We start from the raw sequence: 25809 nt of genomic DNA, 5'->3' as shown, positions 1-25809 counted from the left end.
TCAGTCCTTCGCGGGAGTTGGTTCGGTTGCGGCCTTTTCGGCAGCTCGGGCGGCCTTACGCCGGTCGGACTTGACCGAGATCAAGGCATTGTTGAGTCCGGTTGCCAATGGCCACCCGGTGTAGTGACACAGGAAGATTGCAGCTTCCTCGACTTGCTGCTCGGTGAGTTCCTCGTTGAGGATCGCCGCATTGATCTGGATTTTTGCGACGTCGGTTTGCCCCTGGGCGGTAATCGCGCCAAGGAGGAGCAACCGTCGATCACGCATCGACAACCCCGGCCGAGTCCAGATATCGGCAAACAGATGATCTGCTGTGACGGCAAAAAACTCTCCCGGAACGTCGGCAGGCAATTCCCAGCCGTACACCTCGTTCATTTTCGACACACCGCGTGTCCGGGCCTCGGAGATGGAGTGTCCGTTCAGATCGGTCATGACTGCTCCTTCGTGGATGGTCCTGAGAATGCGGTATTTTCCGGAGGGGCGCCTACCCCCACACCGAGTCCTGGACCGAGCCCGGTCAGTGCCAGGTTCGCGAGGGGCAGGTCGACGCCGAGACGGTCACCCAGATCGAGCGCCAGGCTCAGATCTTTCTCACCCAGGTTGCGAACGTGACCGAGAATCGAGTACCAAGGATCGCTCTCGTCAACGGGCTCGGTGGTGGTCCGCAGCATGATGGCGCCGGCCCCACCGGTAATGGCATCGGTATGGCGTACGACCTTACCCAGGGTGCGAATATCGAGACCGGCCGCTTCGGCCAACCGCGACGCTTCGGTAGCGGCGGTGAAGGATACGAAGTGAAGAAGGTTACGCGCCAGCTTCATTCGGGTGCCGGCGCCGATGTCTCCGGCGTGGACCACCAGTTCTGCCCAACATCCGAACGGCTCGCGAACCCTCTCGAAAGCCTCTATCGGCCCGCCGATCATCACGGCGAGCTTGCCCTGTGTGGCACCGGGGGCGCCGCCACTGACGGGTGCGTCGATCAAGGTCACACTGTGCTCGTCGCAGAGGCTGGCCAACTCCACCGCGGTGGTGTCGGAGATGGTCGAGTGGACGGCGATGACGGTCCCGGGCCGAGCAGTGCTGAGGATGCCATCAGGTCCGTTGACGACATCACGCACTTGAGCGTCGTCGAGCACAGTGACCGAGATGACGCTCGCCGTGGCTGCGACGTCGGCCGGCGTACGTGCTGCACGAGCCCCCGCGGCAGTGAACGGTTCGAGAGCTTCGGCTCGCGCGTCGCACACCACGAGCCCGGCCGGCCAGTCGAGGAGACGGGTCGCCATGGGCGCGCCCATGTTGCCCAGTCCGATGTAGCCGAGCGTGGGCTTGTTGGCATTCTCGGTCACGATCGGAACACCTGCCCGCCGTCGACGTTGAAGATCTGGCCGGTCACCCAACCAGCTTCGTCGGAAAGGAGGAACAGGCACATGCCCACCAGGTCTTCCGGAGTTCCCATGCGTTGCAGTGGAATCCGTTTGACCATGTCCTTGACGATGTTGCCTGGTGTGACCGTGCGGGTGGCTTCGGTGTCGATCGGTCCGGGGGCAATCGCGTTGATCCGGATCTTGGACCAACCGAGTTCCGTGGCCAATTGCTGAGTCAGGCCGTTGATCCCTACCTTGGCAAGGCCGTAGAAACCGGAGTACAGCCAGGCGGCAGTGGAGGACTGGTTCACGATCGAACCGCCGTTGACGCGCATGTGGGGCACTACTGCTCGGCACATCTGCAGTGCGCCGTCCATGTTCACGCTCATGAACGTCCGGTAGTACTCCCAGTCGACTGTGAGCAGCGAGTCGATCTTCATTCCGCCGTAGATGGCAGCATTGTTGACCAGGTGTTCGATGCTTCCGAATTGCTCGATCGTGAAGTCGGCGAGCGCCTGGGTGGATGCGCCGTCAGCAACGTCGACCGCCTTGAAGACCGCGCTGCCACCGTCGGCAGAGATCTGTTTGGCCACCGATTCGCCGAGTTCGTGATTGAGGTCGGCGACGACAACATTGGCACCCTCGGTTGCGAGTGCGCGGGCGTATGCCTCGCCGATTCCCTGAGCGGCGCCGGTGACGATTGCAGTGCGGCCCCTAAAACGTTCGGTACGTTCTGAAGGTTCTGTACGTCCCATGTCGATCCTGCTTTCGAGGTGACGGATGTGTGTGAGGTGCTTATGCGGGGGATGCGACGAGCTTTGTCTCGAGGTATTCCTCGAAACCGGCGAGGCCCATCTCTCGGCCGATTCCGGATTGCTTGTAGCCGCCGAACGGGGCGTCGGCGGAATACCACACTCCACCGTTGACGCTCAAAGTTCCGGTGCGTACACCAGCGACGACGCGGTTGACGCGATCGGGATCGGTGCCCCACACCGAACCTGACAGGCCGTACGGAGAGTCGTTGGCGATGCGGATGGCATCGTCGTCGTCGTCGAACGGAATGATCACCAGTACCGGACCGAATATCTCTTCTTGGGCGACCCGTGACGAGTTTTCCAGTCCCACAATCAAAGTGGGCTCGATGAAGTATCCGCGCGGTTGATCGTCCGGTCGGCCGCCGCCGGTGACCACGGTGCCCCCTTCATCCTGGGCCAGCTTCAGATAGCCTTCGACGCGGTCGCGTTGGCGTGCGGAGCTCAGCGGGCCGCAGATGGTTCCCGGTATCGACGGATCGGCAGCACGAATGCCGGCCATGGTCCGGGTGGCGGCGGCAAGCGCTTCGTCGTATCGGCTGCGCGGCACCAATAGTCGCGTGCTCAAAGCGCAGCCCTGCCCGGCGTGGACGCACACCGAGAATGCCGCGACGGAACTGGCGGATTTGATGTCGGCATCGTCGAGGACGATGAAGGCAGATTTTCCGCCAAGTTCCAGGAACACCTTTTTCAGGGTGCTCGACGCGGTAGACATCACCGCACGCCCGGTCGCGGTGGATCCGGTGAAGGAGATCAGGTCGACACGGGGGTCGGCGCACAGTTGTGTGCCGAGCGAGTGGTCCGTGGAGGTGATGATGTTGACGACGCCGGCGGGGATGTCGGTCTCCTCGGCGATCACCTTGCCTACCAACGCGGCACACCACGGTGTGTCCGGTGCCGGTTTGAGAACAATGGTGTTGCCGGCGGCGAGCGCCGGACCCAGTTTGGCGAAGTTGATCTGGTGTGGAAAATTCCACGGAGTGATGGCACCGACCACCCCAACGGCTTCCTTGAGTAGCTGACGGTGGGTGGGGACTCCCATCGGCGAGGCATTCCCGAGATCCTGTTGCCACGAATAGGATTCGATCAGTTGTGCCCAATATCGGAGGTCGTCGATCGGTCCTTCGAGTTGGGGGCCGCTGGTCAACATTCGCGGTGCCCCGACCTCGGCGATCGTGATGTCGCGTAGCTCTTCGATATGAGACTCGAGAGCATCGCAGAGTTGGCGAAGGCAGTGTGCGCGAAATGTGTGGTTCCGAGACCAATCGGTGGTGTCGAAGGCGCGTCGGGCCGCGGCGATTGCGGCGTCCATGTCGACGGAGGTGCCTTCGGCCGCTTGACCGAGTACTTCCTCGGTGGCGGGATTGAGGATGTCGAAGGTGCCGCCGGAACCGGGAACAAGTTTGCCGTCGACAAGAAGGGCGGAACTGTCTGTGGGTCGAAGGTTCATAGCGTGAACTCTTCCTTTCTGGACATATGTCTGGACTCTAGTTCACACAATCGTCCATGGCAATGAGTTTCGGGCATAAGCGATTTGGGTACCGAGAATTCGAAAACTGTCTTGGTTAGTCGGTTCGGGCGCTACGGTTCTCCACCAGATATCCCCGATCCGGTGCCCTGCTGTGGGCCTGGGCGGTTCCCTTCGTGTGTCGATCCGAGTGCAGGAGTAGGCCGATGAACAGAGTTGCTGGAAAAGTTGTCCTGGTGACGGGCGCCGCCCGTGGCCAGGGGCGCAGTCATGCGGTGCGTCTGGCTCAGGAAGGTGCGGACGTCATAGCGTTCGACATCTGCGCCGACATCGCAACCAATGAGTACCCGCTGGCCACTCGAGACGATTTGGATGAGACCGCGAGGCTGGTCAAGGAAACCGGGCGCCGCGTTGTCGCAGCGAGGGTGGACGTTCGAGATCGGGCCGGCGTCGAAGAAGCCCTGGCAGAGGGCGTGGAAACGCTCGGCGGGTTACATGTGGTTGTTGCCAATGCCGGGATCTGTCCGCTGGGTAAGCATGTCTCCAATTCCGGCTTCGTCGACGCGTTCGACGTGAACTTTCTCGGCGTCGTGAACACCGTCCATGCGGGTTTGGAATACCTGGGGGAGGGCGGATCGATCATTGCTATCGGGTCCGTGGCCGGCCTGGTTCCGCAGACCGGATTCAACGGTCAACAGGCGCTGCAAGGGCCTGGCGGTGACGGATACGGCTTGGCCAAGAAGATGATTCAGACGTACACCATGTCGTTGGCATTGACACTGGGGCCGAGTTCGATTCGGGTCAATGCGATCCATCCGACCAATGTGAACACGAACATGCTGCAGAGCTTGCCCATGTATCGGACCTTTCGTCCGGATTTGGAAAACCCGACCGCGGAAGATGCCGCTGTGACGTTTCCTTTCATGCAGGCGATGCCGACGCCGTGGGTGGAACCGGAGGACATCTCGCACGCGGTCGTGTATTTGTCGTCGGACGAGTCGCGATTTGTCACTGGTCAGCAGCTTCGGGTTGATGCGGGCGCCGGTATGAAGATCGGCCTCTAAGGTGCGCTTTTCGGCTGTGACCGGCGTGGATGACTTGCTCGTGAATACTGAAATCTCGAATTCGTTGCCCTGGACAGGTACCTGTAGTAACGTCCAGACATGTGTCCAGTCATGGTTACGAATCGACTCGCCGACGCCTCAACGGTAAGCAGGCAGACACCGTCTCCAAGCTCACCGAAGCCGCCGTTGTCGTGCTCCGTGAGCATGAATATTCCGGTTTGACTGTGCGCGCCGTCGCTGCCGAGGCCGGGGTGGGAGCAGCAACCGCCTATACCTACTTCTCGTCGAAGGAGCATCTTGTTGCCGAGGTCTTCTGGCGTCGGTTGCGAGCGTTCCCGAGCTCTGACGGCACCGGTTCGGACCCCACCGCCCGAGTGTTGGCCGTACTGCGCAACATTGCGTTGCTGCTGGCCGACGAACCGCAGGTGTCGGCGGCCGTGACCAATGCATTGCTGGGAACCGATCCTGAGGTTGAGCATCTTCGCGACCGGATCGGATTTGAGATTCACAGCAGGCTGGTTGCGGCAATGGATCCGGTAGTAAATCCACATCGGATCGAGGCAATTGAAATGCTGTATGCCGGAGCACTTTTGCGGGCCGGAATGGGATATGGGACTTACGAGTACATTGCCGGACGCCTGGAGGCTTCCGCACGACTGATCTTGGAGCATCCATGACCGAAGCATTGATCGAACCGGTGGTGTTCAATCCGTACGACTATCACTTTCACGAAGACCCGTATCCGACCTATGCGCGATTGCGGAATGAAGCTCCGATCTACCACAACGACGACGTCGGATTCTGGGCGCTGTCACGGTATTCGGACGTTCTGAGTGCATTCAAGGACAACAAGCGACTCTCGAGTGCGAACGGGGTTTCGCTCGACCCGGCAGCATACGGGCCCCATGCGCACTACGTGATGTCCTTTCTTGCCATGGACGATCCGCGGCATATGCGTCTGCGGCAGTTGGTGTCTCGCGGTTTCACACCCCGCCGTGTTGCCGAACTGGACTCGCGGATACTCGAGCTAACCACGGCGCACCTGACTCCGGCACTTGCCACTGGGGAATTCGACTGGATATCCGAAGTGGCCGGCAAATTGCCGATGGACGTGATCTCCGAGTTGATGGGCGTTCCCGAACCGGACCGCGCGGAACTGCGGAGAAAAGCAGATCTGGTGGTGCACCGCGAAGACGGCGTCCTCGACGTACCGCCGGCTGCGGTGGAAGCGTCGATCAGCCTCATGAACTACTACAAGGACATGATCGCCGAGCGTCGTCGTTCACCAACCGGCGACTTGACATCAGCGCTGCTCGATGCCGAAATCGACGGAGACAAACTGTCGGATGCCGAGATTCTGGGCTTCATGTTTCTGATGGTCGTTGCCGGAAACGAAACCACCACCAAACTTCTCGGAAACGCCCTGTACTGGGGCTCGCACAATCCCAACGAGATTGCGGAGGTTCTTCGTGATCCGGATCTGTCAGCGGAGTGGGTGGACGAAACGCTGCGCTACGACACGTCGAGTCAGATCGTAGCTCGCACGACCACTGTCGATCTCGAGTACTACGGCACTACCGTTCCGGCGGGGGAGAAGATGCTGCTCCTGATCGGTTCGGCCAATCGAGATCCGGATGTCTTCGACGATGCAGACGCGTTTCGCCTCGGACGTAATTCTGCCAACAAGTTGGCGAGTTTCGGTGCGGGCGTTCACTTTTGCCTCGGTGCTCACCTGGCGCGTCTCGAAGCGAAGATCGCTCTTGCCGAATTTGCCCGCCACGTGCGCGATTACGAGGTGGACGAGGCGGGTATCGAGAGAGTCCATTCGACAAATGTGCGGGGTTTCGCGGCCCTGCCGGTGAAGGTGCAGGTGCGCTGATGCCTCGTTTCGAACCCAATCCGGCCCGGCGGACCGCTTTGATCAGCGGCGCATCGTCGGGTATCGGCACCGCGGCGGCCTATGCCCTGGCGGAACTCGGTCACCCAGTCGTCCTCGGAGCGAGGCGGGAAGCCGAGTGCGAGGCGATTGCCGAAAAGATCCGCAGCAACGGCGGCGAAGCCATGGCACATTTCCTCGACGTCACTGACGGCAGTTCGGTGGATGCGTGTGTCACTGCCGCCGAAAAAGCGATGGGGCCGGTGGAAATCGTCGTATCGGGTGCCGGTGATCTCGAATTCGGTGCCGCCGATCAAATGGAACCCGAACGGTTCTTGCGTCAGGTCGAGGTCCATCTTGTCGGTGCACAACGGCTCGCTCACCGAATCCTGCCCGGTATGAGGGAGCGGCAACGGGGTGATTTTGTGCTGATCGGTTCGGATTGCGCCGACCGGCAACGTCCGCTCATGGGTGCTTACGACGCGTCGAAAGCCGGTCTCGAAGCAATGGGGCGTCAGATGCGAATGGAACTCGAAGGCACGGGCATTCGCGCCTCGATCGTGAGGCCTGGACCGACGTTGACCGGGATGGGAATGGACACGACGCCGGAGATCATCGGCCCCGTCGGCGAATCGTGGGCCAGGTGGGGCTTCGCGCGACACGGCTACATGCTGCGGCCGTCCGATATCGCAAACGCCATCGTTGCCGTCGTGACCGCTCCCCGAGGTGCGCACCTCGTTCTGGTGGAGGTTCAGCCGGAAGCTCCACTCAATCCTCGTCCTACTCACACTTCGCAGGAGACGACATGACTCACGGCGTACAGGAGAATCCGCGCACGCTGCCGCAGCCCCCGCGGGTGTCCGGCGGCGAACTCGAACACGGTCATCTCGAAGAACTGCGTACCGATCCGATCGCATTGATGCGCCGGGTCCGCGACGAGTGCGGCGACGTGGGAGCCTTCCAACTAGCCGATCGCACGGTGATCCTGCTGTCCGGCGCCGAGGCAAACGAATTCTTCTTCCGTTCGACTGACGAGGACCTCGACCAGCAAGCTGCGTACCCGTTCATGAAGCCGATCTTCGGTGAGGGGGTGGTGTTCGACGCCAGTCCTGAGCGGCGCAAGGAAATGCTGCACAATTCGGCACTGCGCGGCGAGCAGATGAAAGGCCATGCTTCGACAATCGGCACGGAAGTCGAAGCGTTGGTGGCAGAGTGGGGCGACGAGGGCGAGATTGATCTGCTCGATTTCTTTGCCGAGTTGACCATCTACACGTCGTCGGCCTGCCTGATCGGAAAGAAATTCCGCGACGAACTCGACGACAGTTTTGCCAAGCTCTATCACGAACTGGAACAGGGCACCGACGCGCTTGCCTTTGTCGATCCGTATGCGCCGATCGAGAGCTTTCGCCGACGCGACGAAGCGAGACTGGCTTTGGTTGCGCTGGTTCAGGAGATCATGAACGGGCGGATTGCGAATCCTCCCCATGGCAAGGACGACCGGGACATGCTCGACATCCTGGTTTCGGTCAAGGACGAGAACGGTGAGCTGCGCTTCAGTGCGGACGAGATCACCGGAATTTTCATTTCGATGATGTTTGCCGGTCACCACACGACATCCGGGACGGCGGCGTGGTCGTTGATCGAATTGCTACGCCATCCCGTCGTCATGGCCGACGTCGTCGAGGAACTCGACAGTTTGTACGCAGACGGTGCCGACATCAGTTTTCATGCCCTGCGCCAGATCCCGATTCTCGAAGCCGTGGTGAAGGAAACACTGCGGCTGCATCCGCCGCTGATTATCTTGCTGCGGGTGGCGCGGGGGGACTTCGAGGTGGGTGGTTTCGAGATTCGCGAAGGTGACCTGGTGGCGGCCACCCCGGCAATTTCCAATCGCATTCCCGAAGACTTTCCGAATCCCGACGAATTCGATCCTGGCCGCTACATCGATCCACGTCAGGAAGACATCGTCAATCGATGGACGTGGATTCCGTTCGGAGCGGGCAGGCATCGGTGCGTCGGCGCGGCGTTTGCCCAAATGCAGCTCAAGGCGATCTTTTCGATTCTGCTGCGCGACTACGAATTCGAGATGACCCAACCGTCGGAAAGCTATCGCAACGATCACAGCAAGATGGTCGTGCAATTGGAGCAGCCGTGCTCGGTCAGATATCGGCGGAGAACCGGTACAGGCAGTCGATCCGATACTGGCAGGGGAGCGTGAGTCATGCGTGTCGAAGTCGACCTGGATCTGTGTCAGGGCCACGCCGCATGCGAATTGGAAGCGCCGGACGTTTTTGTGGTTCCGAAAAGGGGCAAGGTCGAAGTGTCCGATCAGCCGCTGCCGGACGAGCAGCGACACGAGGTGGAAATGGCAGTGCGTTACTGCCCGACAGGCGCACTGAAAATTGTCGAGGACTGACCAGGGAGAGGTTCACATGACCGGATTCGACCGCGCCGAGCTCGACGACATGGTGCAACGCTGGATTGACGCGAACAAGAAGGCCGAGTCCGCCGGCGACTGGAAGCCGTTGGCGGACATGTACACCGAGGACGCAACCTACGGCTGGAACTACGGCCCCAAACAGGATTTCATGGCGATCGGTCGGGAAGAGATCCGCACCGTCGCGCTAGGTCTCGAGATGAACGGCCTCGAAGGCTGGGAGTATCCCTATCAGGACTTTGTGATCGACGAGCGCAGTGGCAACGTCATCGGACTGTGGAAACAGATCTCCGACGCCAAACGAGACGACGGCAGTAACTACTCCGTCTACGGCATCGGCGGTAGTTGGTTCCGGTACGGCGGAAATTTCCAATGGTCCTGGCAGCGTGACTTCTTCGACTTCGGAAACGTCTCGGCGCTGTTCATGGAGATGATCCAGAACAACGCGCTGTCCAAAGGTATGCAGGCACGCATTCAGCGATCGATCTCCGGCGAACCACTCCCAGGCTGGTATCGCGCGGGTACCTCGCCGGTTCCACTGTGGTGAGTCCGGTGACTGTCGGTGGGTCCTTCGAGACGCTCTCGCGCGGCGACCTTGCTGTGTTGGTGCCAGAACTCCTGCTCTGTGGTCAGCTGATCGACAGATCCGGGATGGCGCACCTGATCGTGGAGTACGGGCGCGAAGGCATGGCGGAGGTTGCGATCGCGGAGTGGGAATCCGCCAGTCCGTGGTACACCCGCCGGATGCAGAAGGCGCTGCGGTACGAGGGTGATGACGTCGTGACCATTTTCAAAGGACTGCAACTTGACATCGGGGCCCCGCCGCAGTTCATGGATTTCCGCTATCGCGTCGACGACCCGCAGCACGGTGAGTTCTGGCTCGACCATTGTGGCGCTCTGACGGATGTCGAACCGCTGGGGGACGAGTTTGTCACCACCATGTGTCATGACATCGAAGACCCGACGTTCGACGCGACGGCGATAGCAACCAATGCGCATGCGCAGATCCGTCCGATCCATCGGCCGCCGCGCAAACCTGCTGACAGGCACCCACACTGTGCGTGGACAGTCGTAATCGACCCGTCGCATGTCCCGCCGGTCATGACGGCCCACACCGAGCAGATCGGCCGGACTGCTGCGGTGTCGGTTGAGTTGAGTCCGATCGACGGCAGCGACGACGGGGCGGCCGACTACTCGGGACCGCTGCTCTCGGATCTGCGTTTCTCCGACTTCTCCCAGTCAGCGCTGGTTCGTATCGCGCAGGAAGTGTGCCTGCAACACCACCTACTTGCGCTGGGGTTTCTGCTCGCGGTGCGCGGGCGCAATAGTGCGGACAAAGCTCGAGAAATTACGCTCAAACAACTCACCGGAATTGCAGGCGTCGCTTCGCAGCGCATCCGCGACGCATTGGGTCTGCCGCCGGATCTGGAAGGGCTGTCGGTGGTGCTGGAGCTACATCCGTTGCTCAATCCGAAGCAATATGTCGAGCGTGAAATTCGCTGGGATGGAGAGAGTCTCGAGATCTTGATTTCGCGGACCGGCCTGGTTGACGCCGACGGTGGCTGGCCCACTCTGATCGACGGTGAGCATCTGGATCCGCTTCAGGCACTGGTACGCGGCGTGAATCCACATTTCACAGCCCGGGTGCTCGACGATTCCGAGGCCGGGCTTTTGATCACGGTCGATACGACGGCGGAGGCTGCGCCGGAATGTGTCGAGGTCGCCATCACCAAAGTGAGCAGCGGCGCAGCATTTGCTTTCGAAGATCGTGGAATTCCGTTGCCTCTCTTCGTGGTTTGAGTGGCTGACCCTGAAAAGGATCGTTCATGGCCTACACGTTTGCAGACCTTTTCGAGCATTCCGTCGATGCGATGCCTGATCGACGAGCGCTGATCGTGTCGGGGGAGGAAGTGACGTACCGCGAACTCGACTCGCGGGCCAACCGTCTGGCACATCATTTCCTGTCGTCGGGTTTCGGGCACGGCACCCATATCGGAATTCAGATGCACAATTCGATCGAGACGATGGTTGCGGTCCTCGCGTCGTTCAAGGTTCGTGCCGTTCCGATCACCGTGAACTATCGGTACACCACCGACGAGTTGGTGTACCTCTACGACAACGCCGATCTCGAGGCACTCGTGTTCCATCGGGGGTACTCCGCTCGCGTCGCCGAGGCCCTGGAATCCACGCCTCGGGTGAAGCACGCTGTGGTGGTGCCGGACGAGCTTGCCTCGGGTACCGAACCGCCCGTGCCAGGCGCGGTCGCGTACGAGGACGCGCTGTCACCGCATTCTCCGGAACGCACCGGTAGTGACGCGTTCGACGAGCGGAGCGGAGACGACCCGTACATTCTCTACACGGGCGGAACCACCGGACGACCCAAGGGCGTGGTGTGGCGTCAAGAGGATATCTGGCGAGTTCTGGCCGGTGGCTACGATTTCTACACCGGTGAGCCGATTGCCGACGAGTACCAACAATCCCGTGGCGGCGCAGCGGCTGCAGAACCTATGCGATGGTGCATGCTGCCACCGCTCATCCACACGTCGGCCTTGATGCCGACGTTCAACGCACTGTTCTCAGGCAACACCGTGATCTTCGAACCACGGTTCGATGCGGCACACGTCTGGAAAGTTGTTGCCGAATACCGGCCACAGGTCATGGTGATCACCGGTGACGCAATGGGGCGGCCTTTGGTGGAAGCGCACCGCGAACTACAACCAGATGCGTCCAGCTTGGCGGTTCTCGCGTCCGGGGCGGCGCTGTTCTCCGGTTCGGTGAAGGACGCCTTCTTCGAGGTGTTCCCGAATCTGATGATCTCGGACTCGGTGGGCTCTTCCGAAACAGGCTTCGGCGGTATCGGATTCGCAGCCAAAGGGTTGAAGCAGCACGGTGGACCTAGGGTGGGTTCCAACCGGTTCACGGTGGTAGTCGACGATGACAACCGGATTCTGCCACCGGGTTCCGGCGCCGAGGGGTGGCTGGCAAAACTCGGCAACGTCCCACTCGGCTACTACAAGGATCCGGTGAAGTCGGCGGAAATCTTCCGAACGGTGGACGGCGGACGGGCAGTGGTCACCGGAGACCGCGCCCGGATCGAGGACGACGGTTCCATCACGCTGCTCGGCCGGGGCAACATGGTGGTCAACACCGGCGGCGAGAAAGTATTCGTCGAAGAGGTCGAGGCCGTCGTCAAGGCCCATCCGGATATCTACGACGCCACCGTCATCGGGCTGCCGGACGAACGCTGGGGAAGCCGAGTCTCGGCCGTGGTCAGGGTGCGCGATGGTGTTGTTCCGGATTTCGAGTCGATCGAGAAACACACTCGGAGCCAGCTTGCCGGGTACAAGATTCCGCGTGCGTTCTGGATTGCGTCCGAGGTGGTGCGAGCGCCAAGCGGAAAACCCGACTACCGCTGGGCGAAGGAGTACGCCCTCGGTCAGGAGCCGATTCACCGCATCGATTAGTCCGCCTCGGCGCGCGCGGCGCCTTGCCTGCAAGAGGAGCAACCGAAATGCCCGAGCTGAACCTTCCCGACGGCTTCGATGTCACCGACCCTCAGATGTACGGCAAGCGTGTTCCCCTTGCCGAGTTCGCGGAACTACGCCGCTGCGCTCCGGTGTGGTGGAACGCGCAGGAACCGGGAACCGGCGGTTTCCACGACGGTGGCGCCTGGGTAGTGTCGCGGCACGCCGACGTGCGTGACGTGTCGCTGCGTTCGGAGGAGTTCTCCAACAACGTCAACGGGTGCGTCCCACGCCATGAAGACAACATCACCGCCGAAGAACTGGAAGTCAGTAAATACGTTCTGATCAACAAGGACGCGCCCCAACATACCCAGTTGCGCAAGTTGGTGGCGCGATTGTTCACACCCAGGTCCGTCGAAGCGATGCGAGCCGGGCTCGAAGAGCGAGCCGAAGAGATTGCGAAAGCCGCGGCGGCGTCGGGTACCGGTGATTTTGTCCAGCAGGTTGCCAGTGAGCTACCGATGCAGGCGATCTCGGACCTCATCGGAGTTCCGCAGGAGGCTCGACGCCAGCTCTACGAATGGTCGAATCAGATGACCGGATACGACGACGAATCGATGGCCGGGGAGTCTAGAATGGCGTCGGCGCAGATACTCGGGTACGCGTATCAGCTTGCCGAGGCTCGTCGCGACGAACCGCTCGACGACATCATTTCGCGATTGGTCCAGGCGAACGTGGACGGTGAGGCTCTCACGCCGGAACAGTTCGGCTTCTTTGTCATCATGTTGGCGGTTGCGGGCAACGAGACAACACGCAATGCAACAACACTCGGGATGATGGCGTTTCTGGCGTACCCGGATCAATGGGAACTGTACAAGCGTGAGCGTCCACGCACGGCGGCCGACGAGATAATTCGCTGGGCGTCGCCGCTGACGTCATTCCAACGTACGGCGTTGGTGGACACTCAGATTGCCGGAACTCCGATCAAGAAGGGGCAGCGTGTTGTGCTCCTGTATGGATCGGCGAACTTCGACGAATCTGCGTTCGAGAACCCGGACGTATTCGACATTCTTCGTGATCCCAATCCGCACTTGGCTTTTGGTGGTACCGGGCCACACTACTGCGTCGGCGCCAACCTGGCCCGGATGGAGATCGACCTGATTTTCAACAAGATCGCCGACCACATGCCGGACATCAGCAAACTTGGTGATCCCAGCCGGTTGGCATCAGGGTGGATCAACGGGATCAAGGAATTCAGGGTCGATTACGGCAACAACGCCTCGTGTCCCGTGGAGCACTGAACCGTGTACACCGGGCGGGTCTCGCTGGCAGCGCCGATGCGTCAACTCGGTCAGTTCTACAAAATGGGTGCCGATGTTGCGGTGGGACTGGTACGCACACGCTTTCAGGTGCAGGAGTTTCTCGAACAGAGTTGGATGATCGCGCGGGTGTCACTGGTACCGACGGTTCTGGTGGCAGTGCCGTTCACGGTTCTGGTGAGCTTCACTCTCAACATCTTGCTGCGCGAGATCGGTGCTGCAGATCTCAGCGGAGCCGGGGCGGCACTCGGCGCCGTCACCCAGGTCGGGCCAGTGGTCACTGTCCTCATCGTGGCGGGCGCCGGCGCCACCGCCATTGCCGCAGATCTCGGTTCGCGGACCATTCGCGAGGAGATCGACGCGATGGAAGTGCTCGGGATCGATCCGATCAATCGGCTGGTGATTCCCCGGGTTGTCGCGTCGACGGTGGTTGCGTTGCTGCTCAACGGACTTGTGTGCGTCATCGGCATCACAGGCGGCTACATCTTCTCGGTGTTCCTCCAAGGCGTGAATCCCGGTGCGTTTGTCGACGGCATCACGTTGCTCACCGGATTACCCGAAGTTGCCTTGTCGATGGTGAAGGCCGCACTGTTCGGCATGCTCGCCGGACTGGTCGCGTGTTACCGGGGACTGTCCGTCCGTGGCGGTCCGAAAGGTGTTGGCGAGGCTGTCAACGAGACAGTGGTCTACGCATTCATGGCGCTCTTCGTGGTCAATACCATCGTGACTGCGGTGGGCATCAGGCTGACGGCGGGGTGAGCGGCGTGGCACTGGCGGAACTCGGAAAATTCGGGGCGACCCGAGCGCGGATGGCACGTGTGTCGCGGTCCGTCGACGATGTCGGACGGCAAGCGGTCTTCTTCGTCAGAGCTATTGCCTTCATTCCCTGGGCGCTGCGCAAACACCCGAAAGAAGTCTTGCGTCTGGTCGCCGAGATCAGCATGGGAACAGGTGCGTTGGCATTGATCGGCGGCACCGTCGCCGTTGTCGGGTTCCTGACGCTGGCGTCAGGCGGAACCATCGCGATTCAAGGTTTCAGTTCGCTCGGAAACATCGGCGTCGAGGCACTCACCGGGTTCTTCTCCGCGTTCATCAACGTGCGCATCGCCGCGCCGGTCATCGCGGGAATCGGGCTGTCCGCAACGATCGGCGCCGGCTCGACGGCGCAGATCGGTGCGATGCGCATCAGTGAAGAAATCGACGCACTCGAAGCGATGGCGATCAGTTCTGTTCCGTACGTGGTGAGTACGCGCATCGTGGCCGGGATGCTCGCCATTCTGCCGCTGTACTCGTTGGCGCTCGTCGGATCGTTCCTCGCGGGACGTTTCACCACGGTGGTGCTGTTCGGTCAATCGTCCGGGCTCTACGACCACTACTTCACCACCTTTCTCGATCCGGTCGACGTCGCCTGGTCCTTTGTGCAGGTACTGGTGATGGCGTTGCTGGTCATGCTGATTCACACGTACTACGGCTACAGCGCTGTAGGCGGACCCTCGGGGGTGGGCACAGCTGTCGGGCGCGGCGTCCGTCTGTCACTGATTTGTGTTGTGGCGGTGACCCTTCTGGTCTCGCTGGCGCTGTACGGCGGTTCCGGCAACTTCAACTTGTCCGGATAGGGAGAGCGAGTGGAGAGATACGGATACAAGCTTGCGGCATTAGGCTTGGCGTGCGCGATTGTTGCCGTCGTGGCGCTGGCGGTCGCGTCGTTCAATCAGTCGTTCACCACCCGCGTTCCGATAACAATTGTTGCCGAGCGGGCCGGCCTTGTGATGGATCCGGGTGCGCGAGTGAAGATGGCCGGTGTCACCGTCGGGTCCGTCGAGTCGATCGCGCCGGCCGACGATTCCACCGCGACGTTGTCCATCCTTCTCGATCCCGATGCACTCGAGTCGATTCCCGCCAACGTCGATGTCGCGATCACCTCGAACACCGCCTTCGGCGCGAAGTTCGTCAGTATGTCGGCGCCTGCGGATCCGAGCGCCGAGCGATTGACCGCTGGCGCCACCATCGACGCGAATCACGTGACCGTCGAAATCGATACCGTGTTCGAGAAGTTGACGGCCGTCCTGCGGACAGTTGATCCCGGAAAACTCGATCAGACGCTTGGGGCGATTTCCGCCGCGTTGCAAGGTCGCGGGGAGAGGTTGGGCGCCGCACTCGGGAAGGCCGACGCGTCGCTGTCCGAATTCAACAGTGCCGGTGACGCTTTCGACGAGGTTCTCACAGACCTTCCGGTAGTGTCCGGGACATATCGGGCGGCTGTGCTGGATCTGATGGACACCCTCGGCTCGCTCACTGTCACCGGCACCACCGTCCTCGACGAGCAAGAGAATCTGGATCTACTGCTACTCAACGTAATTGGGTTGGCGCGTACCGGAGAAGATGTCCTCGGCGCCAATGCCGACGGTGTGGATACCGTCCTGTCGCTCATGCGGCCAACCACCGAACTTCTCGAGGAGTACTCGCCGGTGATTCCATGCATGTTCCACGGACTCGAGGAGAGCAAGGCAATCGGCGACGGCGCGTACAACGGGCAGCCGGGAATCAAGATGTCGATCGGATTGATCGCAGGCACCGAACCGTATCGCTATCCTGAAGATCTGCCGAAGGTCGCGGCAACCGGCGGACCGCAGTGCATGGGCCTTCCGTTGCGCGATCCGAATGTCAACGCGCCCTACCTGGTGACGGACACGGGTGTGAATCCTTTCGAACCGGAACGTCAGTGGAATGGCGGCCAGCCGATAAACGACATGCCGAACCTGCTCAGTTACCTGTTCGGAACGGCGATTCGATGAAGCGGCGCGGCTACGGCATCAAATTCGGCATCTTCGTGGCGGTGATGTTGCTGGTCAATGCTGGGCTCGTGCTGGTCTTCGGGCAGATGCGAGGAGGCGACGAGCACAGTTACGCAGCCCAATTCGTCAATGTGTCCGGACTGAAATCCGGCGACAAGGTACGGATCGCCGGGGTGCCCGTAGGGACGGTGAGCGCCGTCGAATTCGGTGACGACCACCTTGCTCACGTGAAATTCAGCGTCGATTCGGTGGAGACCCTGACGGAGCAGACCCGGGCGGCAGTGCGTTATCAGGACCTCGTGGGCAACCGCTATCTCGAATTGCTCGACAGTCCCGGCGCCGCGCAACCTATGGCCGCAGGTGCAACCATCCCCACCACCAGGACTGCGCCGGCGCTGGACCTCGACGCGCTGCTCGGTGGCTTCAAACCGTTGTTCCAGGCGCTCGACCCGACCCAGGTCAACGCGCTGTCCCTGTCGCTGCTCGAGGTATTTCAAGGGCAGTCGGGGACAGTGGCGTCGGTGCTCGCACATACCGGATCGATCACCAACACACTTGCCGACCGTGATGTGCTCATCGGCCGGGTCATCAACAATCTTGACGGCGTATTGAGTGAACTACGTGGGCGAGGCGGACAGTTCACCGACACGCTCGACCATCTGCAACAACTGGTCAGCGGACTCGCGTCGGACAAGGAACTGATCGGGACTTCGGTGACGAGCATCGATACCGCTGCACAAACTTTCGCAGATCTCCTGGCCGGGGTCAGGCCCGACATCAGTGGCACACTGTCGCAACTCGACCAGAGCTTGGACCCTTTGGTCGAGCAACAAGGCGAGCTCGATCGAATCCTCGCGTCGATGCCGTCGAACTATCGGCAACTGATCCGAGTTGGTGCCTACGGGTCCTTCTTCAACTTCTATCTCTGCGGTATCGCGCTCAAAGTCGACGGGGCTGACGGCAAACCGATGACGGTCGACCTGATCGACCAGACGACCGGAAGGTGCGCACCACGATGAGAGAGATGGCGCAGAAGCAGGCCGTGCGAGTAGGCGTTGTGGGGATGGTGATGACCGCGTCGGTGGTGCTGGCGTCACTGCAGTATCAGGATCTGCAGTTCGTGAAAAACGGGGTGAGCTACAGCGCAGTGTTCAACGACGCGAGTGGTGTGGCTGCCGGTGACGAGGTAAACGCGGCCGGGGTGAAGATCGGCACCGTCGACAACATCGCTGTCGAAAAAGGCCGTGCTCGAGTTGATTTCACGCTCGACGGTTCCGTCACTCTCGGTGAGAGTACGTCGGCGGCGATCACCACGATGTCCCTGCTCGGTAAACGTGCGCTATCGCTCGACCTGGATGGAAGTGGACGGATACCCGTCGGCGGACAGATCCCACTCGAACGCACCCGATCGGCGTACTCGTTGCCCGACGTACTCGGCGACCTCACCACCACGGTCGAGGACATCAACCTCGACCAGTTGTCGGCGTCGTTGGAGGAGGTTGGTGCAGTGATGACGGACAGCGCGCCTTCCTTGCGGCCCGCCCTCGACGGGGTAGCCCGCCTGTCGGACAGCATCAACCGCCGCGACGAGACACTGAAGCTTCTGCTCGCAGATGCGAATAACGTGGCCGGTCTCCTCGCGGACCGGGGACCGCAGGTCAACGCGCTTCTTGTCGACGGCGATGCTCTCCTTGGTGAACTGGTCCGCAGGCAGGATGCGTTGGGCAACGTCATCACCGACATCTCGGCTGTCTCCACTCAACTCAGTGGGTTGGTACACGACAACGAAGCACAACTGGGCCCGGTCCTGAACAAGCTCGACACGGTGCTCGGGATACTCCAGAAGAACAAGGACAACCTGGCCCAGGGCATCGACGGACTCGGAACGTACGTGGGGACGCTCGGCGATACCGTCGCGAGCGGACCGTTCTACTACTCGTACATCCAGAACCTGCTTCCCGCCCAGTACACCCAACCGTTGATCAACGCGATTGTCGGGCTTCCGCCTGCGCCGCTACCGATACCGGAGGTTCGCTGATGGTCGCGAAACGTATTGTCGCCGCGGTCGGGGTACTCGCGGTGGCGGTGGCGGGATATTTTGTCGTACAGCACTTTCGGTACTACTCGGTGACGGCCTATTTTGCGTCGACGACGGGACTCTACGTCGGCGACGACGTCCGTGTTGTGGGCGTCGACGTCGGCAAGGTCACCTCGATAACTCCGCAGGGGGAGAAGATGCGGGTCGAACTCGAACTCGCCCGATCCGTCCCTGTCGCAGCGGACGCACACGCGGTGATCGTTGCTCAGTCCTTGGTCTCGGCCAGGTTCGTCCAGCTGACGCCGGCATTGACGGAGGACGGGGGAGACGCGTTGGCCGATGGAGCGGAGATCGGAATCGAGCGAACCGCGGTGCCCGTGGAATGGGACCAGATCAAGGAGCAATTGGGCCGGGCGGCAGATGCATTGGGGCCGTCCGAGGGGACCCGCGGGTCAGCGGCCGAATTCCTCGATGCCGCAGGCACGGCTTTGAGTGGGAACGGTGAGGCGTTAGGACGTTCGATCACGGAACTGTCTTCGGCCATGAGCACTCTGAACGAGGGAGGTGGCGATCTTTTCGGAACGATCCGAGGACTGCAGATTTTCACCACGGCGTTGGCGGCAAGCAACGAACAGATAGTGAGCTTTCAGGGACGTCTGGCAACCGTGACAAGTCTGTTGGCAGACAGCCGGACACAATTGGCACCAGCTCTGGTTGATCTGGATGCGGCGATCGGTGATGTCCACCGATTTGTCGAACAGAATCGCAGCGGGCTCACCGAACAGGTGAACACATTGGCCGATGTCTCCCAGGTTCTGGTGGACAAACGCGATGGGATCGAAAAGCTTCTGCATCTGGCGCCGACGGCCTTGTCCAATTACTACAACGTGTACCGCCCGGCCCAAGGCGCGATGGTCGGGGTGCCTGCCTTCCAGAACATCGGCAATCCCATCGACTTCATCTGCGGCGGTATCGCGGGACTGGCAAACGAAACCTCTGCGAAGGGTGCGGAATTGTGTGCCGAGTACCTCGGACCGTACCTGAACACCATCAGAGCGAACTATCCGGATCTGAACATCAATCCGACCCGTGCGCTCGGTGCGGCGCCGGATCAGTTGGTGTACAGCGAACCGGATCTGAAGCCGGCTCCTTCCCTGCCGAGCGTGAGTGTTCCCGCAGGGCTGGGTCAGTTGCTGATGCCGGAGGTGGGGACACGATGATCCGGAGAATCTGTTGCGTCGGTGTTGTTGTGCTCGTGTCCGGCTGCGGGTGGAACGGCCTGAATTCGGTGCCGTTGCCCGGTGCTGCGGGGCGCGGCGCCGACAGTTTTTCCGTGGTCATCGAGATGCCTGACGTCACGTCGATCAGTCCCAACTCCCCGGTAATGGTGAACGATGTGACGGTCGGCAGTATCAGTGCCATCGCCTCCGACAATTGGCACGCGAAAGTGACAGTGTCCCTGGATGGTTCGGCGGTGTTGCCGGCTAATTCCACCGCGAAAATCGGACAGACCAGCCTGCTGGGTTCCAAGCATGTTGCCCTGGCACCGCCGGTCGGTGTCGAACCGGAAGGGACGCTCGCCGAGGGCTCTGTCATTCCGCTGGCGTCGGCGGGCGTGTACCCGACTACGGAGGAAACTCTGACAGCGCTGTCCATAGTGCTCAACGGCGGCGGACTCGCACAAATTCACACCATCACCACCGAATTGAACAATGCACTCGGCGGACGCACCGTCTCAGCACGTGACCTACTCGCGCAGATGGACACATTGACCGAGACCCTGGACCGGCAACGCATCGCCATGGTGACCACGATGGAGAACCTGGATGTGTTTGCGGGGGAAATCAACGCCCAACGCGACGTACTGGGGAAGGCGCTCGACGTGCTGGCTCCAGCCTTGGCAGAACTGGAAGATCAGCGCATTACCCTGACCACCGCACTCGATTCGGTGGGCCGATTCGGAGACGTCGGCACCGACCTGGTCAACCGCACGCGAGATGATCTGAGCGCAAATCTTGCGGCACTCGAGCCGACATTGCAGCAGGTTGTCGCGGCAGGTCCGGATCTGATCAACAATCTCGGAAACCTGAGCACCTTCCCGTTCCCACAGACCACCATCGATGACGGGATGCGCGGCGACTACACCAATCTGTGGGCGCTGATCGACCTGACCACCAACCGACTACAGTCCGGACTCGGTTTCGGCACCCCGTTCGGTGCTCCGCAGCAGCCGGGCGGCGGCCCGGTCGACCCGATGACCGCGCCGCTGAATGCAACGGGCAATGCAGGGGAGGGAGGACGATGATCCTCACCAAGCTTGTTCGCCGGCAGTTGGTGATCTTTGCGATCCTTGCCGTGCTCGGTATGACGGTGGCCGCGATCGCGTACCTCCGTGTTCCCACGATGCTGGGTATCGGGCGATACACAGTGACGCTGGAACTGCCCAACGCCGGTGGCCTGTACCGCAATGCGAATGTGACGTACCGCGGCGACACCATCGGTCAAGTCCGATCGGTGCAGCTCCACCCCGACGTCGTGAAAGCCGAATTGTCCTTGCAGAGTTCAGTTCCCGTACCCAGTACCGAGCTGGTGGCGGCCGTGCGCAGCGTATCGGCGATAGGCGAGCAGTACGTCGATCTGCAGCCGACCACCTCTGACGGCCCGTTTCTGGCCGACGGCGACGTGATCGACACCGAGTCTGTGGTGATATCTCAGGAAATCGGACCCGTTCTCGATCAGGCGCAGGCGTTGCTCGCCTCCGTCCCACAGGACAAACTGCGCGCGGTGATCGACGAGTCTGCAGCTGCGTTTGCCGGTGGCGGCGAAGATCTTGCGAGACTGCTGGATTCGACCACGTCCTTTGTAGATCAGTTGTCCGACGCCACTACTCCCGCGACAACTCTTGTGCAACAACTCGCCCCGCTCCTCGAGACCCAAGTTGTCACGGGGGATCAAATCCGATTGTGGGCGTCGAGCGTCGCCCGGCTGAGCGGGCAATTGGAAATCGCGGACGGCACTATTCGCAACATCATCGACACCGGGCCAGGGTTCGCCACCGAGGCGGAGCTCTTGTTCCAGGATCTGCGTCCGACCCTGCCGATTCTCCTGGCCAACCTGACCAGTGCCGGGCAAGTTGCGCTCACCTACAACGCGTCACTCGAACAGGTACTGGTCATACTGCCGCCGCTTGTTGCTGCTCAGGAGACCGTTGTACAACGCGGCCAGGCGGACGGAGCCGCCAACGTCAATTTCCATCTGCAGGCTCAAGACCCGGCGGCCTGCTCCACCGGATACCTACCGGCGGATCAGCGCCGCAACCCCACGGTGACCAGTGTTCCGGACACTCCGCCCGATCTGTTCTGCAAGGTGCCGGCGGATTCGGTTTTTGCCGTGCGCGGTTCGCGGAACATTCCGTGTATGGAAGTTCCGGGCAAGCAGGCGCCGGACCCGGTGACGTGCCGGAGCCCGGAACCGTACGTGCCGTCGGGAACCAACGCTCCCGACGAGTTGTACACCGGGCCGGACGGGATTGCATACGGGCACACCGATATCGGTAAGGGGGATTCGTGGCAGCAGTTGTTGACGACACCGAATCCCTGACAACCGAGGATGTTTCGCGGCATGTAACCACGCGCGGACGCGTGCTTGTCGCGGTGGTGATTGCAGGTTTGGCGGCAGTGGTGGTGACCGGCGCTATGTCGATGCGGGGCGACAATGCCCGGGACGCTCATCGGCAGGAACTGGTGGACGGGGCGTCGGCGGGAGCGCTGGCATTGGTCGACATTCACGTCGATACCGTGGACGAGGATGTGGCCCAACTGCGAGCGCTCAGCACGGGCGAGTTCGCAGAGGAGTTGGTTGGCGATCAGTCGGAGTTCGTCAACGCGATACGTTCCGCATCTGTCAACTCCGACGCAAGGATCGATGCTGCTGCACTGTCGTCGGAGACGGCGACGTCGGGACTAGTACTGATTGCGGCGTCTGCGGAGGTCGCCAATTCTGCGGGCGAGACGACGTCGCGGACCTATCGACTGCGCATCGGTGTCGAGGACGTCGACGGGAAAATTCTGATGTCGAGTGTGGAGTTCGTGCCGTGAGGCGGGCGATCTCTGTCGTGCTGGTTGCGGTTCTCGCAATTGCCGCGTGCGCCCTGCTGTGGATTCGCCGCGACGGCGATGCACTCGAGTCGGCGAGAGCGGATGCGATTGCAACGGCACCTGCGTTGGTGGAGGACTTGCTTACGTACACCAGTGAAATGGTGGACAGTGACCTCGCGGCAGGGGCTGGCGCAGCCACCGGAACGTTCAAGGACGAATTCGTCGAGTTTGCTGCGACAATCGTTGCGCCCCAATCGAAAGCGCAAGGAATCAGTACCAGCGCCCGGGTTGTGGATGTCGGGTTGCTCGGTGCCATGTTCGATCGCGTCGAATTGCTGATGTTCGTCGATCAGGTCACCACCAGTTTTGCGCAGCCGGCTCCGGCGTCGAGTTCGAGTCGCGTGAAGGTCACCGTCGAACGCGTCGATGACCGGTGGTTGGTGAGTGAGCTGACACCGATCTGAGTTCTGCTCAGCTGTTGTCGTGGCCCGCCATGATCAGCCTTGCGGTGATCTCGAGGCGATCCGCGATCTGCGAGTAGGACTCGTATCCCATTCCAGCTCGCACCAATGCGCCTGACCAGGCGATTTCAAGGGCTTCGAGGACGTCGGCGTCGTGTTCTGGTCCCAATGCCTCGACCAGGCGTTCGCGAATGTTCTTCCCGATCCGGGCGCGGAGATGTTCGACGTCCGGGTCGTCGGCCATCATCGCGGTGGTGACTGCGGCGGCGAGTTCCGGTTCATCGGACACCAGGAGTGCGACACTGCGCAGGACCGAACAGACCTGACTCTCGCGGTCCTGCTCTGCGTCGGCCTCGTGAGGGAGCGCGTCGAGGCGTCGCCAGAACAGTTCTGCGACAAGGTGGCTCTTGGACGAGAAGTAGGTGTACGCGGTTGCCGGCGCGACCCCAGCTTCGCCCGCGACCATGCGAATGGTCAGGGCGGAAAACCCATGCGTACGCAGGATGGCAACAGCTGCCTTGGTCAAACGATCGACAGTTTCGGCCTGTTGTCCCGACAGGCGCCGGCGGGTGGACTCGAAGTTGGCCTTACCAGACATGTGTCCAGACACTACGGGAGCCGGGGAAGTTGTGCGCGGTGTGGGTGGTCCCGTCAGGCTTTCCCGAGTCCGCCGGCAATTCCTCTGTCGAGTTGGTCGACCATGGCGGCGCTCAGGGCGGAGAGTTGTGCGACCTGGCTGTCGTCGAGGCCTTCGAACACCAAGGCTTGGACCAACCGAACGTGGCCGGGCGATGCCTCGATGACCTTGGCCATTCCGGCATCGGTGAGTACCGCGTTGGAGCCTCGGCTACCGCGGATCACTTCACGCTTGACCCAGCCGGCCTTCTCCATCTTCGTGACGACGTGGGAGAGGCGCGACAGCGACGCATTGGCTTGCTGTGCCAGTAGGGAGAGTTGCAGCTTGTGGTCGGGTACTTCTGACAGCGCCGACAGCACGAAGTACTCGAAATGGGTTAGGGCTGAATCGCGTTGGAGCTGGGTGTCGAGAGCCGCTGGTAGGCGGGTTACCAAGGAGATGAGGGTGCGCCAGGCCTGCTGTTGCTCGGTGGTGAGCCACTTGGTCTGAACCGGCGACTCGGCCTGGCCGTTCGATCCACTCATCGGTCTGTACCCCTTCGAAGCGCTGTGTTCTACCACTACAGGGTTGCAGACGAGTGTCCAGTGGGTGCAGGCAGGGAATAGTTGCGCGTTTCAAGTGTTGAGTTCTATATTAGGTTGAACCTTCAACTTAAAACTATTCGGTGAACTCATGAGGAGCCGCTATGTCCGCCGCCACAATGCCCGCGCTGTATCTCAGCCACGGTGCCCCGCCGTTGGTGGACAGCGCTCTCTGGGTGAAGCAACTAGGCGCGTGGGCCGGTGACCTGCCACGGCCGACGGCAATCTTGATCGTGTCGGCACATTGGGAATCCGCGCCGCTGACCATCGGATCGACCACAACGGGAACCCCGCTGATCTACGACTTCGGTGGATTCCCCGAGCGGTTTTACCGGGCTCGGTACAACTCGCCGGGGGCGCCGGACCTGGCCACGCAGGTGGCAGCGTTGATGCCAGATAACGAGCAGGTCGTCCAGCAACCCAATCGTGGCCTCGATCACGGTGCCTATGTTCCGTTGACGGTGATGTACCCGGATGCGGACATTCCCGTGCTGCAGATCTCCCTGCCGACGCTGGACCCCGAACGTCTGCTAGACCTCGGCCAACGGTTGCGTCCACTGCGCGAGCAGGGCGTGTTGATCGTGGGATCCGGATTTACAACCCATGGCCTGCCATTTCTGCGTGACCCGTCGCCGGAGGCAAAGGCTCCAGGTTGGTCTGCCGAATTCGACGCGTGGGCCGGGGAGCGGTTCGCAGCCGGCGACGTCGATTCGCTCATCGATTTCCGAGCACAGGCTCCCGGTATGCCGTACGCACACCCGACCATCGAGCACTTCGCGCCGCTGTTCGTGACTCTCGGTGCGTCGTCCGATCCTGAGCAGGTGCCCACCCAGGTCATCGACGGTTTCTGGATGGGACTCGCAAAGCGCTCGATTCAGGTCGCGTAGCGGGTCAGGTGCGACTCCGGAGAAACTCGAGTGCCTGATCGCCATGTGTGCTCGCGCGGAATTCGCTCGAGATGACCTTCAATACGGTTCGATCCGTGTCGATCACGAACGTTGAACGTTTGACCGGCATCAACTTGCCGAGCAGTCCGCGTTTGACGCCGAACTGCTCGGCAACGGTGCCGTCGGTGTCGGCGAGCAGGGGATAGTCGAAGGACTGGGTAGTGGCAAACGTCGACTGCGCTTCGACGGTGTCGGTGCTGATGCCCGCGCGAGCGGCGCCTACCGCTGCAAAATCCTTGCCGAGGTCGCGGAAGTGGCACGCTTCCGCGGTGCACACCGGCGTTGAGGCTGCCGGATAGAAGAACAGCACCAGTGGCCCCTTCTCCAGCAGGCTGGTCAGCGAACGGGGCGTTCCGTCCTGATCGGGCAGGGTGAAATCGGGAGCAAGCTGACCTGGTTTCATTCGGCTGAGGTTACCCGCGAACGAGGCCCGCGCAGGTGAGCCTGGG

28 protein-coding genes are annotated in these 25809 nt (G+C 61.3%); 21 read left to right on the top strand and 7 right to left on the bottom strand.

The genetic code is table 11. The features are described from left to right. From CJ178_RS07255 to CJ178_RS07240, 4 genes are read right to left on the bottom strand one after another with little or no spacing between them, the layout of a single operon-like run. On the bottom strand, positions 1-432 hold the full coding sequence (locus CJ178_RS07255) for a carboxymuconolactone decarboxylase family protein (RefSeq protein WP_033230881.1): 432 nt from the start codon (positions 430-432) through the stop codon (positions 1-3). After that, the gene (locus CJ178_RS07250) at positions 429-1346 is read right to left on the bottom strand and encodes an NAD(P)-dependent oxidoreductase (protein WP_033230880.1); all 918 of its coding nucleotides are present in this window, start codon (positions 1344-1346) and stop codon (positions 429-431) included. The genes CJ178_RS07255 and CJ178_RS07250 overlap by 4 nt, the downstream gene beginning before the upstream one ends. Next, complete coding sequence (locus CJ178_RS07245; protein WP_095886441.1) at positions 1343-2119, bottom strand: SDR family oxidoreductase; 777 nt, start codon at positions 2117-2119, stop codon at positions 1343-1345. Before CJ178_RS07245 ends, CJ178_RS07250 begins: the two co-directional genes overlap by 4 nt. A gap of 40 nt (positions 2120-2159) precedes the next feature. Then, on the bottom strand, positions 2160-3626 hold the full coding sequence (locus CJ178_RS07240; RefSeq protein ID WP_095886440.1) for an aldehyde dehydrogenase: 1467 nt from the start codon (positions 3624-3626) through the stop codon (positions 2160-2162). 224 nt (positions 3627-3850) lie between these two features. Between CJ178_RS07240 and CJ178_RS07235 the strand changes: the two genes are divergently transcribed. The 20 genes from CJ178_RS07235 (at position 3851) to CJ178_RS07140 (ending at position 23198) form a co-directional block, all read left to right on the top strand. Beyond that, a complete protein-coding gene (locus tag CJ178_RS07235; protein WP_045070108.1) occupies positions 3851-4708 on the top strand; it encodes a mycofactocin-coupled SDR family oxidoreductase in 858 nt (285 codons plus the stop codon). A gap of 101 nt (positions 4709-4809) precedes the next feature. Further along, complete coding sequence (locus CJ178_RS07230) at positions 4810-5385, top strand: TetR/AcrR family transcriptional regulator (protein WP_033230876.1); 576 nt, start codon at positions 4810-4812, stop codon at positions 5383-5385. Continuing rightward, a complete protein-coding gene (locus CJ178_RS07225) occupies positions 5382-6587 on the top strand; it encodes a cytochrome P450 (protein WP_095886439.1) in 1206 nt (401 codons plus the stop codon). Before CJ178_RS07230 ends, CJ178_RS07225 begins: the two co-directional genes overlap by 4 nt. After that, entirely contained in the window at positions 6587-7393 is an 807-nt protein-coding gene (locus CJ178_RS07220) for an SDR family oxidoreductase (RefSeq protein ID WP_095886438.1), read from the top strand. Before CJ178_RS07225 ends, CJ178_RS07220 begins: the two co-directional genes overlap by 1 nt. Further along, complete coding sequence (locus CJ178_RS07215; protein ID WP_095886437.1) at positions 7390-8802, top strand: cytochrome P450; 1413 nt, start codon at positions 7390-7392, stop codon at positions 8800-8802. Before CJ178_RS07220 ends, CJ178_RS07215 begins: the two co-directional genes overlap by 4 nt. Positions 8803-8805: 3 nt before the next feature. Then, on the top strand, positions 8806-9000 hold the full coding sequence (locus CJ178_RS07210; RefSeq protein WP_045070099.1) for a ferredoxin: 195 nt from the start codon (positions 8806-8808) through the stop codon (positions 8998-9000). Between the two features lie 16 nt (positions 9001-9016). Next, on the top strand, positions 9017-9568 hold the full coding sequence (locus CJ178_RS07205) for a hypothetical protein (RefSeq protein ID WP_095886436.1): 552 nt from the start codon (positions 9017-9019) through the stop codon (positions 9566-9568). A gap of 5 nt (positions 9569-9573) precedes the next feature. Next, positions 9574-10821, top strand: coding sequence for a hypothetical protein (locus CJ178_RS07200; protein WP_373557445.1), 1248 nt, complete (start codon positions 9574-9576; stop codon positions 10819-10821). Between the two features lie 26 nt (positions 10822-10847). Then, entirely contained in the window at positions 10848-12485 is a 1638-nt protein-coding gene (locus CJ178_RS07195) for an acyl-CoA synthetase (RefSeq protein ID WP_095886434.1), read from the top strand. 47 nt (positions 12486-12532) lie between these two features. Further along, a complete protein-coding gene (locus CJ178_RS07190) occupies positions 12533-13786 on the top strand; it encodes a cytochrome P450 (RefSeq protein ID WP_095886433.1) in 1254 nt (417 codons plus the stop codon). A 36-nt stretch (positions 13787-13822) separates the two neighbouring features. Next, positions 13823-14563 (top strand): MlaE family ABC transporter permease, encoded by a 741-nt coding sequence (locus CJ178_RS07185; RefSeq protein WP_045071049.1) that lies wholly within the window; start codon positions 13823-13825, stop codon positions 14561-14563. Positions 14564-14568: 5 nt separating this feature from the next. Then, positions 14569-15420, top strand: a complete 852-nt coding sequence (locus tag CJ178_RS07180; protein ID WP_045071047.1) for an MlaE family ABC transporter permease — start codon at positions 14569-14571, stop codon at positions 15418-15420. Positions 15421-15429: 9 nt separating this feature from the next. Next, positions 15430-16599 carry an MCE family protein gene (locus CJ178_RS07175; protein ID WP_095886432.1) on the top strand — a complete coding sequence of 390 codons (1170 nt, stop codon included), beginning with the start codon at positions 15430-15432 and terminating at the stop codon, positions 16597-16599. Continuing rightward, entirely contained in the window at positions 16596-17618 is a 1023-nt protein-coding gene (locus CJ178_RS07170; protein ID WP_095886431.1) for an MCE family protein, read from the top strand. Before CJ178_RS07175 ends, CJ178_RS07170 begins: the two co-directional genes overlap by 4 nt. Positions 17619-17623: 5 nt before the next feature. Further along, positions 17624-18637, top strand: a complete 1014-nt coding sequence (locus CJ178_RS07165; protein WP_080711549.1) for an MCE family protein — start codon at positions 17624-17626, stop codon at positions 18635-18637. Next, the gene (locus CJ178_RS07160; protein ID WP_095886430.1) at positions 18637-19857 is read left to right on the top strand and encodes an MCE family protein; all 1221 of its coding nucleotides are present in this window, start codon (positions 18637-18639) and stop codon (positions 19855-19857) included. The genes CJ178_RS07165 and CJ178_RS07160 overlap by 1 nt, the downstream gene beginning before the upstream one ends. Continuing rightward, the gene (locus CJ178_RS07155; RefSeq protein ID WP_095886429.1) at positions 19854-20942 is read left to right on the top strand and encodes an MCE family protein; all 1089 of its coding nucleotides are present in this window, start codon (positions 19854-19856) and stop codon (positions 20940-20942) included. Before CJ178_RS07160 ends, CJ178_RS07155 begins: the two co-directional genes overlap by 4 nt. After that, the gene (locus CJ178_RS07150; RefSeq protein WP_095886428.1) at positions 20939-22237 is read left to right on the top strand and encodes an MCE family protein; all 1299 of its coding nucleotides are present in this window, start codon (positions 20939-20941) and stop codon (positions 22235-22237) included. Before CJ178_RS07155 ends, CJ178_RS07150 begins: the two co-directional genes overlap by 4 nt. Then, positions 22204-22734, top strand: a complete 531-nt coding sequence (locus tag CJ178_RS07145; protein WP_257013040.1) for a hypothetical protein — start codon at positions 22204-22206, stop codon at positions 22732-22734. The genes CJ178_RS07150 and CJ178_RS07145 overlap by 34 nt, the downstream gene beginning before the upstream one ends. After that, a complete protein-coding gene (locus CJ178_RS07140; protein WP_095886427.1) occupies positions 22731-23198 on the top strand; it encodes a hypothetical protein in 468 nt (155 codons plus the stop codon). Before CJ178_RS07145 ends, CJ178_RS07140 begins: the two co-directional genes overlap by 4 nt. 7 nt (positions 23199-23205) lie before the next feature. Here the strand turns inward: CJ178_RS07140 and CJ178_RS07135 are convergent, their stop codons facing one another. Together CJ178_RS07135 and CJ178_RS07130 are read right to left on the bottom strand one after the other, a co-directional pair. Next, positions 23206-23793, bottom strand: a complete 588-nt coding sequence (locus CJ178_RS07135) for a TetR/AcrR family transcriptional regulator (RefSeq protein WP_033230861.1) — start codon at positions 23791-23793, stop codon at positions 23206-23208. 53 nt (positions 23794-23846) lie between these two features. Beyond that, a complete protein-coding gene (locus CJ178_RS07130; protein WP_095886426.1) occupies positions 23847-24356 on the bottom strand; it encodes a MarR family winged helix-turn-helix transcriptional regulator in 510 nt (169 codons plus the stop codon). Positions 24357-24517: 161 nt separating this feature from the next. On the opposite strand from CJ178_RS07130, the gene CJ178_RS07125 reads away from it, so the two are divergent. Beyond that, on the top strand, positions 24518-25300 hold the full coding sequence (locus tag CJ178_RS07125; protein WP_045070071.1) for a dioxygenase family protein: 783 nt from the start codon (positions 24518-24520) through the stop codon (positions 25298-25300). A 4-nt stretch (positions 25301-25304) separates the two neighbouring features. Here CJ178_RS07125 and CJ178_RS07120 read toward each other — a convergent pair whose 3' ends face one another. Further along, positions 25305-25763: a peroxiredoxin gene (locus CJ178_RS07120; RefSeq protein WP_033231404.1), complete on the bottom strand. Its 459-nt coding sequence runs from the start codon at positions 25761-25763 to the stop codon at positions 25305-25307. Between the last annotated feature and the right edge of the window lie 46 nt (positions 25764-25809).

It is taken from the genome of Rhodococcus sp. ACPA4, from assembly GCF_002300185.1.
In the GTDB taxonomy this organism is placed as follows: Bacteria; Actinomycetota; Actinomycetes; order Mycobacteriales; family Mycobacteriaceae; genus Rhodococcus_F; species Rhodococcus_F globerula.
The sequence above is the reverse complement of the archived record's forward strand: the minus strand, read 5'-3'. Positions and strand labels throughout refer to the sequence as shown.

Bases quoted from the DNA above. Each gene is read 5' to 3' on its own strand.
- CJ178_RS07255 (WP_033230881.1), bottom strand. From the start codon at position 432: ATGACCGATCTGAACGGACACTCCATCTCCGAGGCCCGGACACGCGGT.
- CJ178_RS07245 (WP_095886441.1), bottom strand. From the start codon at position 2,119: ATGGGACGTACAGAACCTTCAGAACGTACCGAACGTTTTAGGGGCCGC.
- CJ178_RS07240 (WP_095886440.1), bottom strand. From the start codon at position 3,626: ATGAACCTTCGACCCACAGACAGTTCCGCCCTTCTTGTCGACGGCAAA.
- CJ178_RS07235 (WP_045070108.1), top strand. From the start codon at position 3,851: ATGAACAGAGTTGCTGGAAAAGTTGTCCTGGTGACGGGCGCCGCCCGT.
- CJ178_RS07225 (WP_095886439.1), top strand. From the start codon at position 5,382: ATGACCGAAGCATTGATCGAACCGGTGGTGTTCAATCCGTACGACTAT.
- CJ178_RS07220 (WP_095886438.1), top strand. From the start codon at position 6,587: ATGCCTCGTTTCGAACCCAATCCGGCCCGGCGGACCGCTTTGATCAGC.
- CJ178_RS07215 (WP_095886437.1), top strand. From the start codon at position 7,390: ATGACTCACGGCGTACAGGAGAATCCGCGCACGCTGCCGCAGCCCCCG.
- CJ178_RS07210 (WP_045070099.1), top strand. From the start codon at position 8,806: ATGCGTGTCGAAGTCGACCTGGATCTGTGTCAGGGCCACGCCGCATGC.
- CJ178_RS07205 (WP_095886436.1), top strand. From the start codon at position 9,017: ATGACCGGATTCGACCGCGCCGAGCTCGACGACATGGTGCAACGCTGG.
- CJ178_RS07195 (WP_095886434.1), top strand. From the start codon at position 10,848: ATGGCCTACACGTTTGCAGACCTTTTCGAGCATTCCGTCGATGCGATG.
- CJ178_RS07190 (WP_095886433.1), top strand. From the start codon at position 12,533: ATGCCCGAGCTGAACCTTCCCGACGGCTTCGATGTCACCGACCCTCAG.
- CJ178_RS07185 (WP_045071049.1), top strand. From the start codon at position 13,823: ATGCGTCAACTCGGTCAGTTCTACAAAATGGGTGCCGATGTTGCGGTG.
- CJ178_RS07170 (WP_095886431.1), top strand. From the start codon at position 16,596: ATGAAGCGGCGCGGCTACGGCATCAAATTCGGCATCTTCGTGGCGGTG.
- CJ178_RS07165 (WP_080711549.1), top strand. From the start codon at position 17,624: ATGGCGCAGAAGCAGGCCGTGCGAGTAGGCGTTGTGGGGATGGTGATG.
- CJ178_RS07160 (WP_095886430.1), top strand. From the start codon at position 18,637: ATGGTCGCGAAACGTATTGTCGCCGCGGTCGGGGTACTCGCGGTGGCG.
- CJ178_RS07155 (WP_095886429.1), top strand. From the start codon at position 19,854: ATGATCCGGAGAATCTGTTGCGTCGGTGTTGTTGTGCTCGTGTCCGGC.
- CJ178_RS07150 (WP_095886428.1), top strand. From the start codon at position 20,939: ATGATCCTCACCAAGCTTGTTCGCCGGCAGTTGGTGATCTTTGCGATC.
- CJ178_RS07135 (WP_033230861.1), bottom strand. From the start codon at position 23,793: ATGTCTGGTAAGGCCAACTTCGAGTCCACCCGCCGGCGCCTGTCGGGA.
- CJ178_RS07130 (WP_095886426.1), bottom strand. From the start codon at position 24,356: ATGAGTGGATCGAACGGCCAGGCCGAGTCGCCGGTTCAGACCAAGTGG.
- CJ178_RS07125 (WP_045070071.1), top strand. From the start codon at position 24,518: ATGTCCGCCGCCACAATGCCCGCGCTGTATCTCAGCCACGGTGCCCCG.
- CJ178_RS07120 (WP_033231404.1), bottom strand. From the start codon at position 25,763: ATGAAACCAGGTCAGCTTGCTCCCGATTTCACCCTGCCCGATCAGGAC.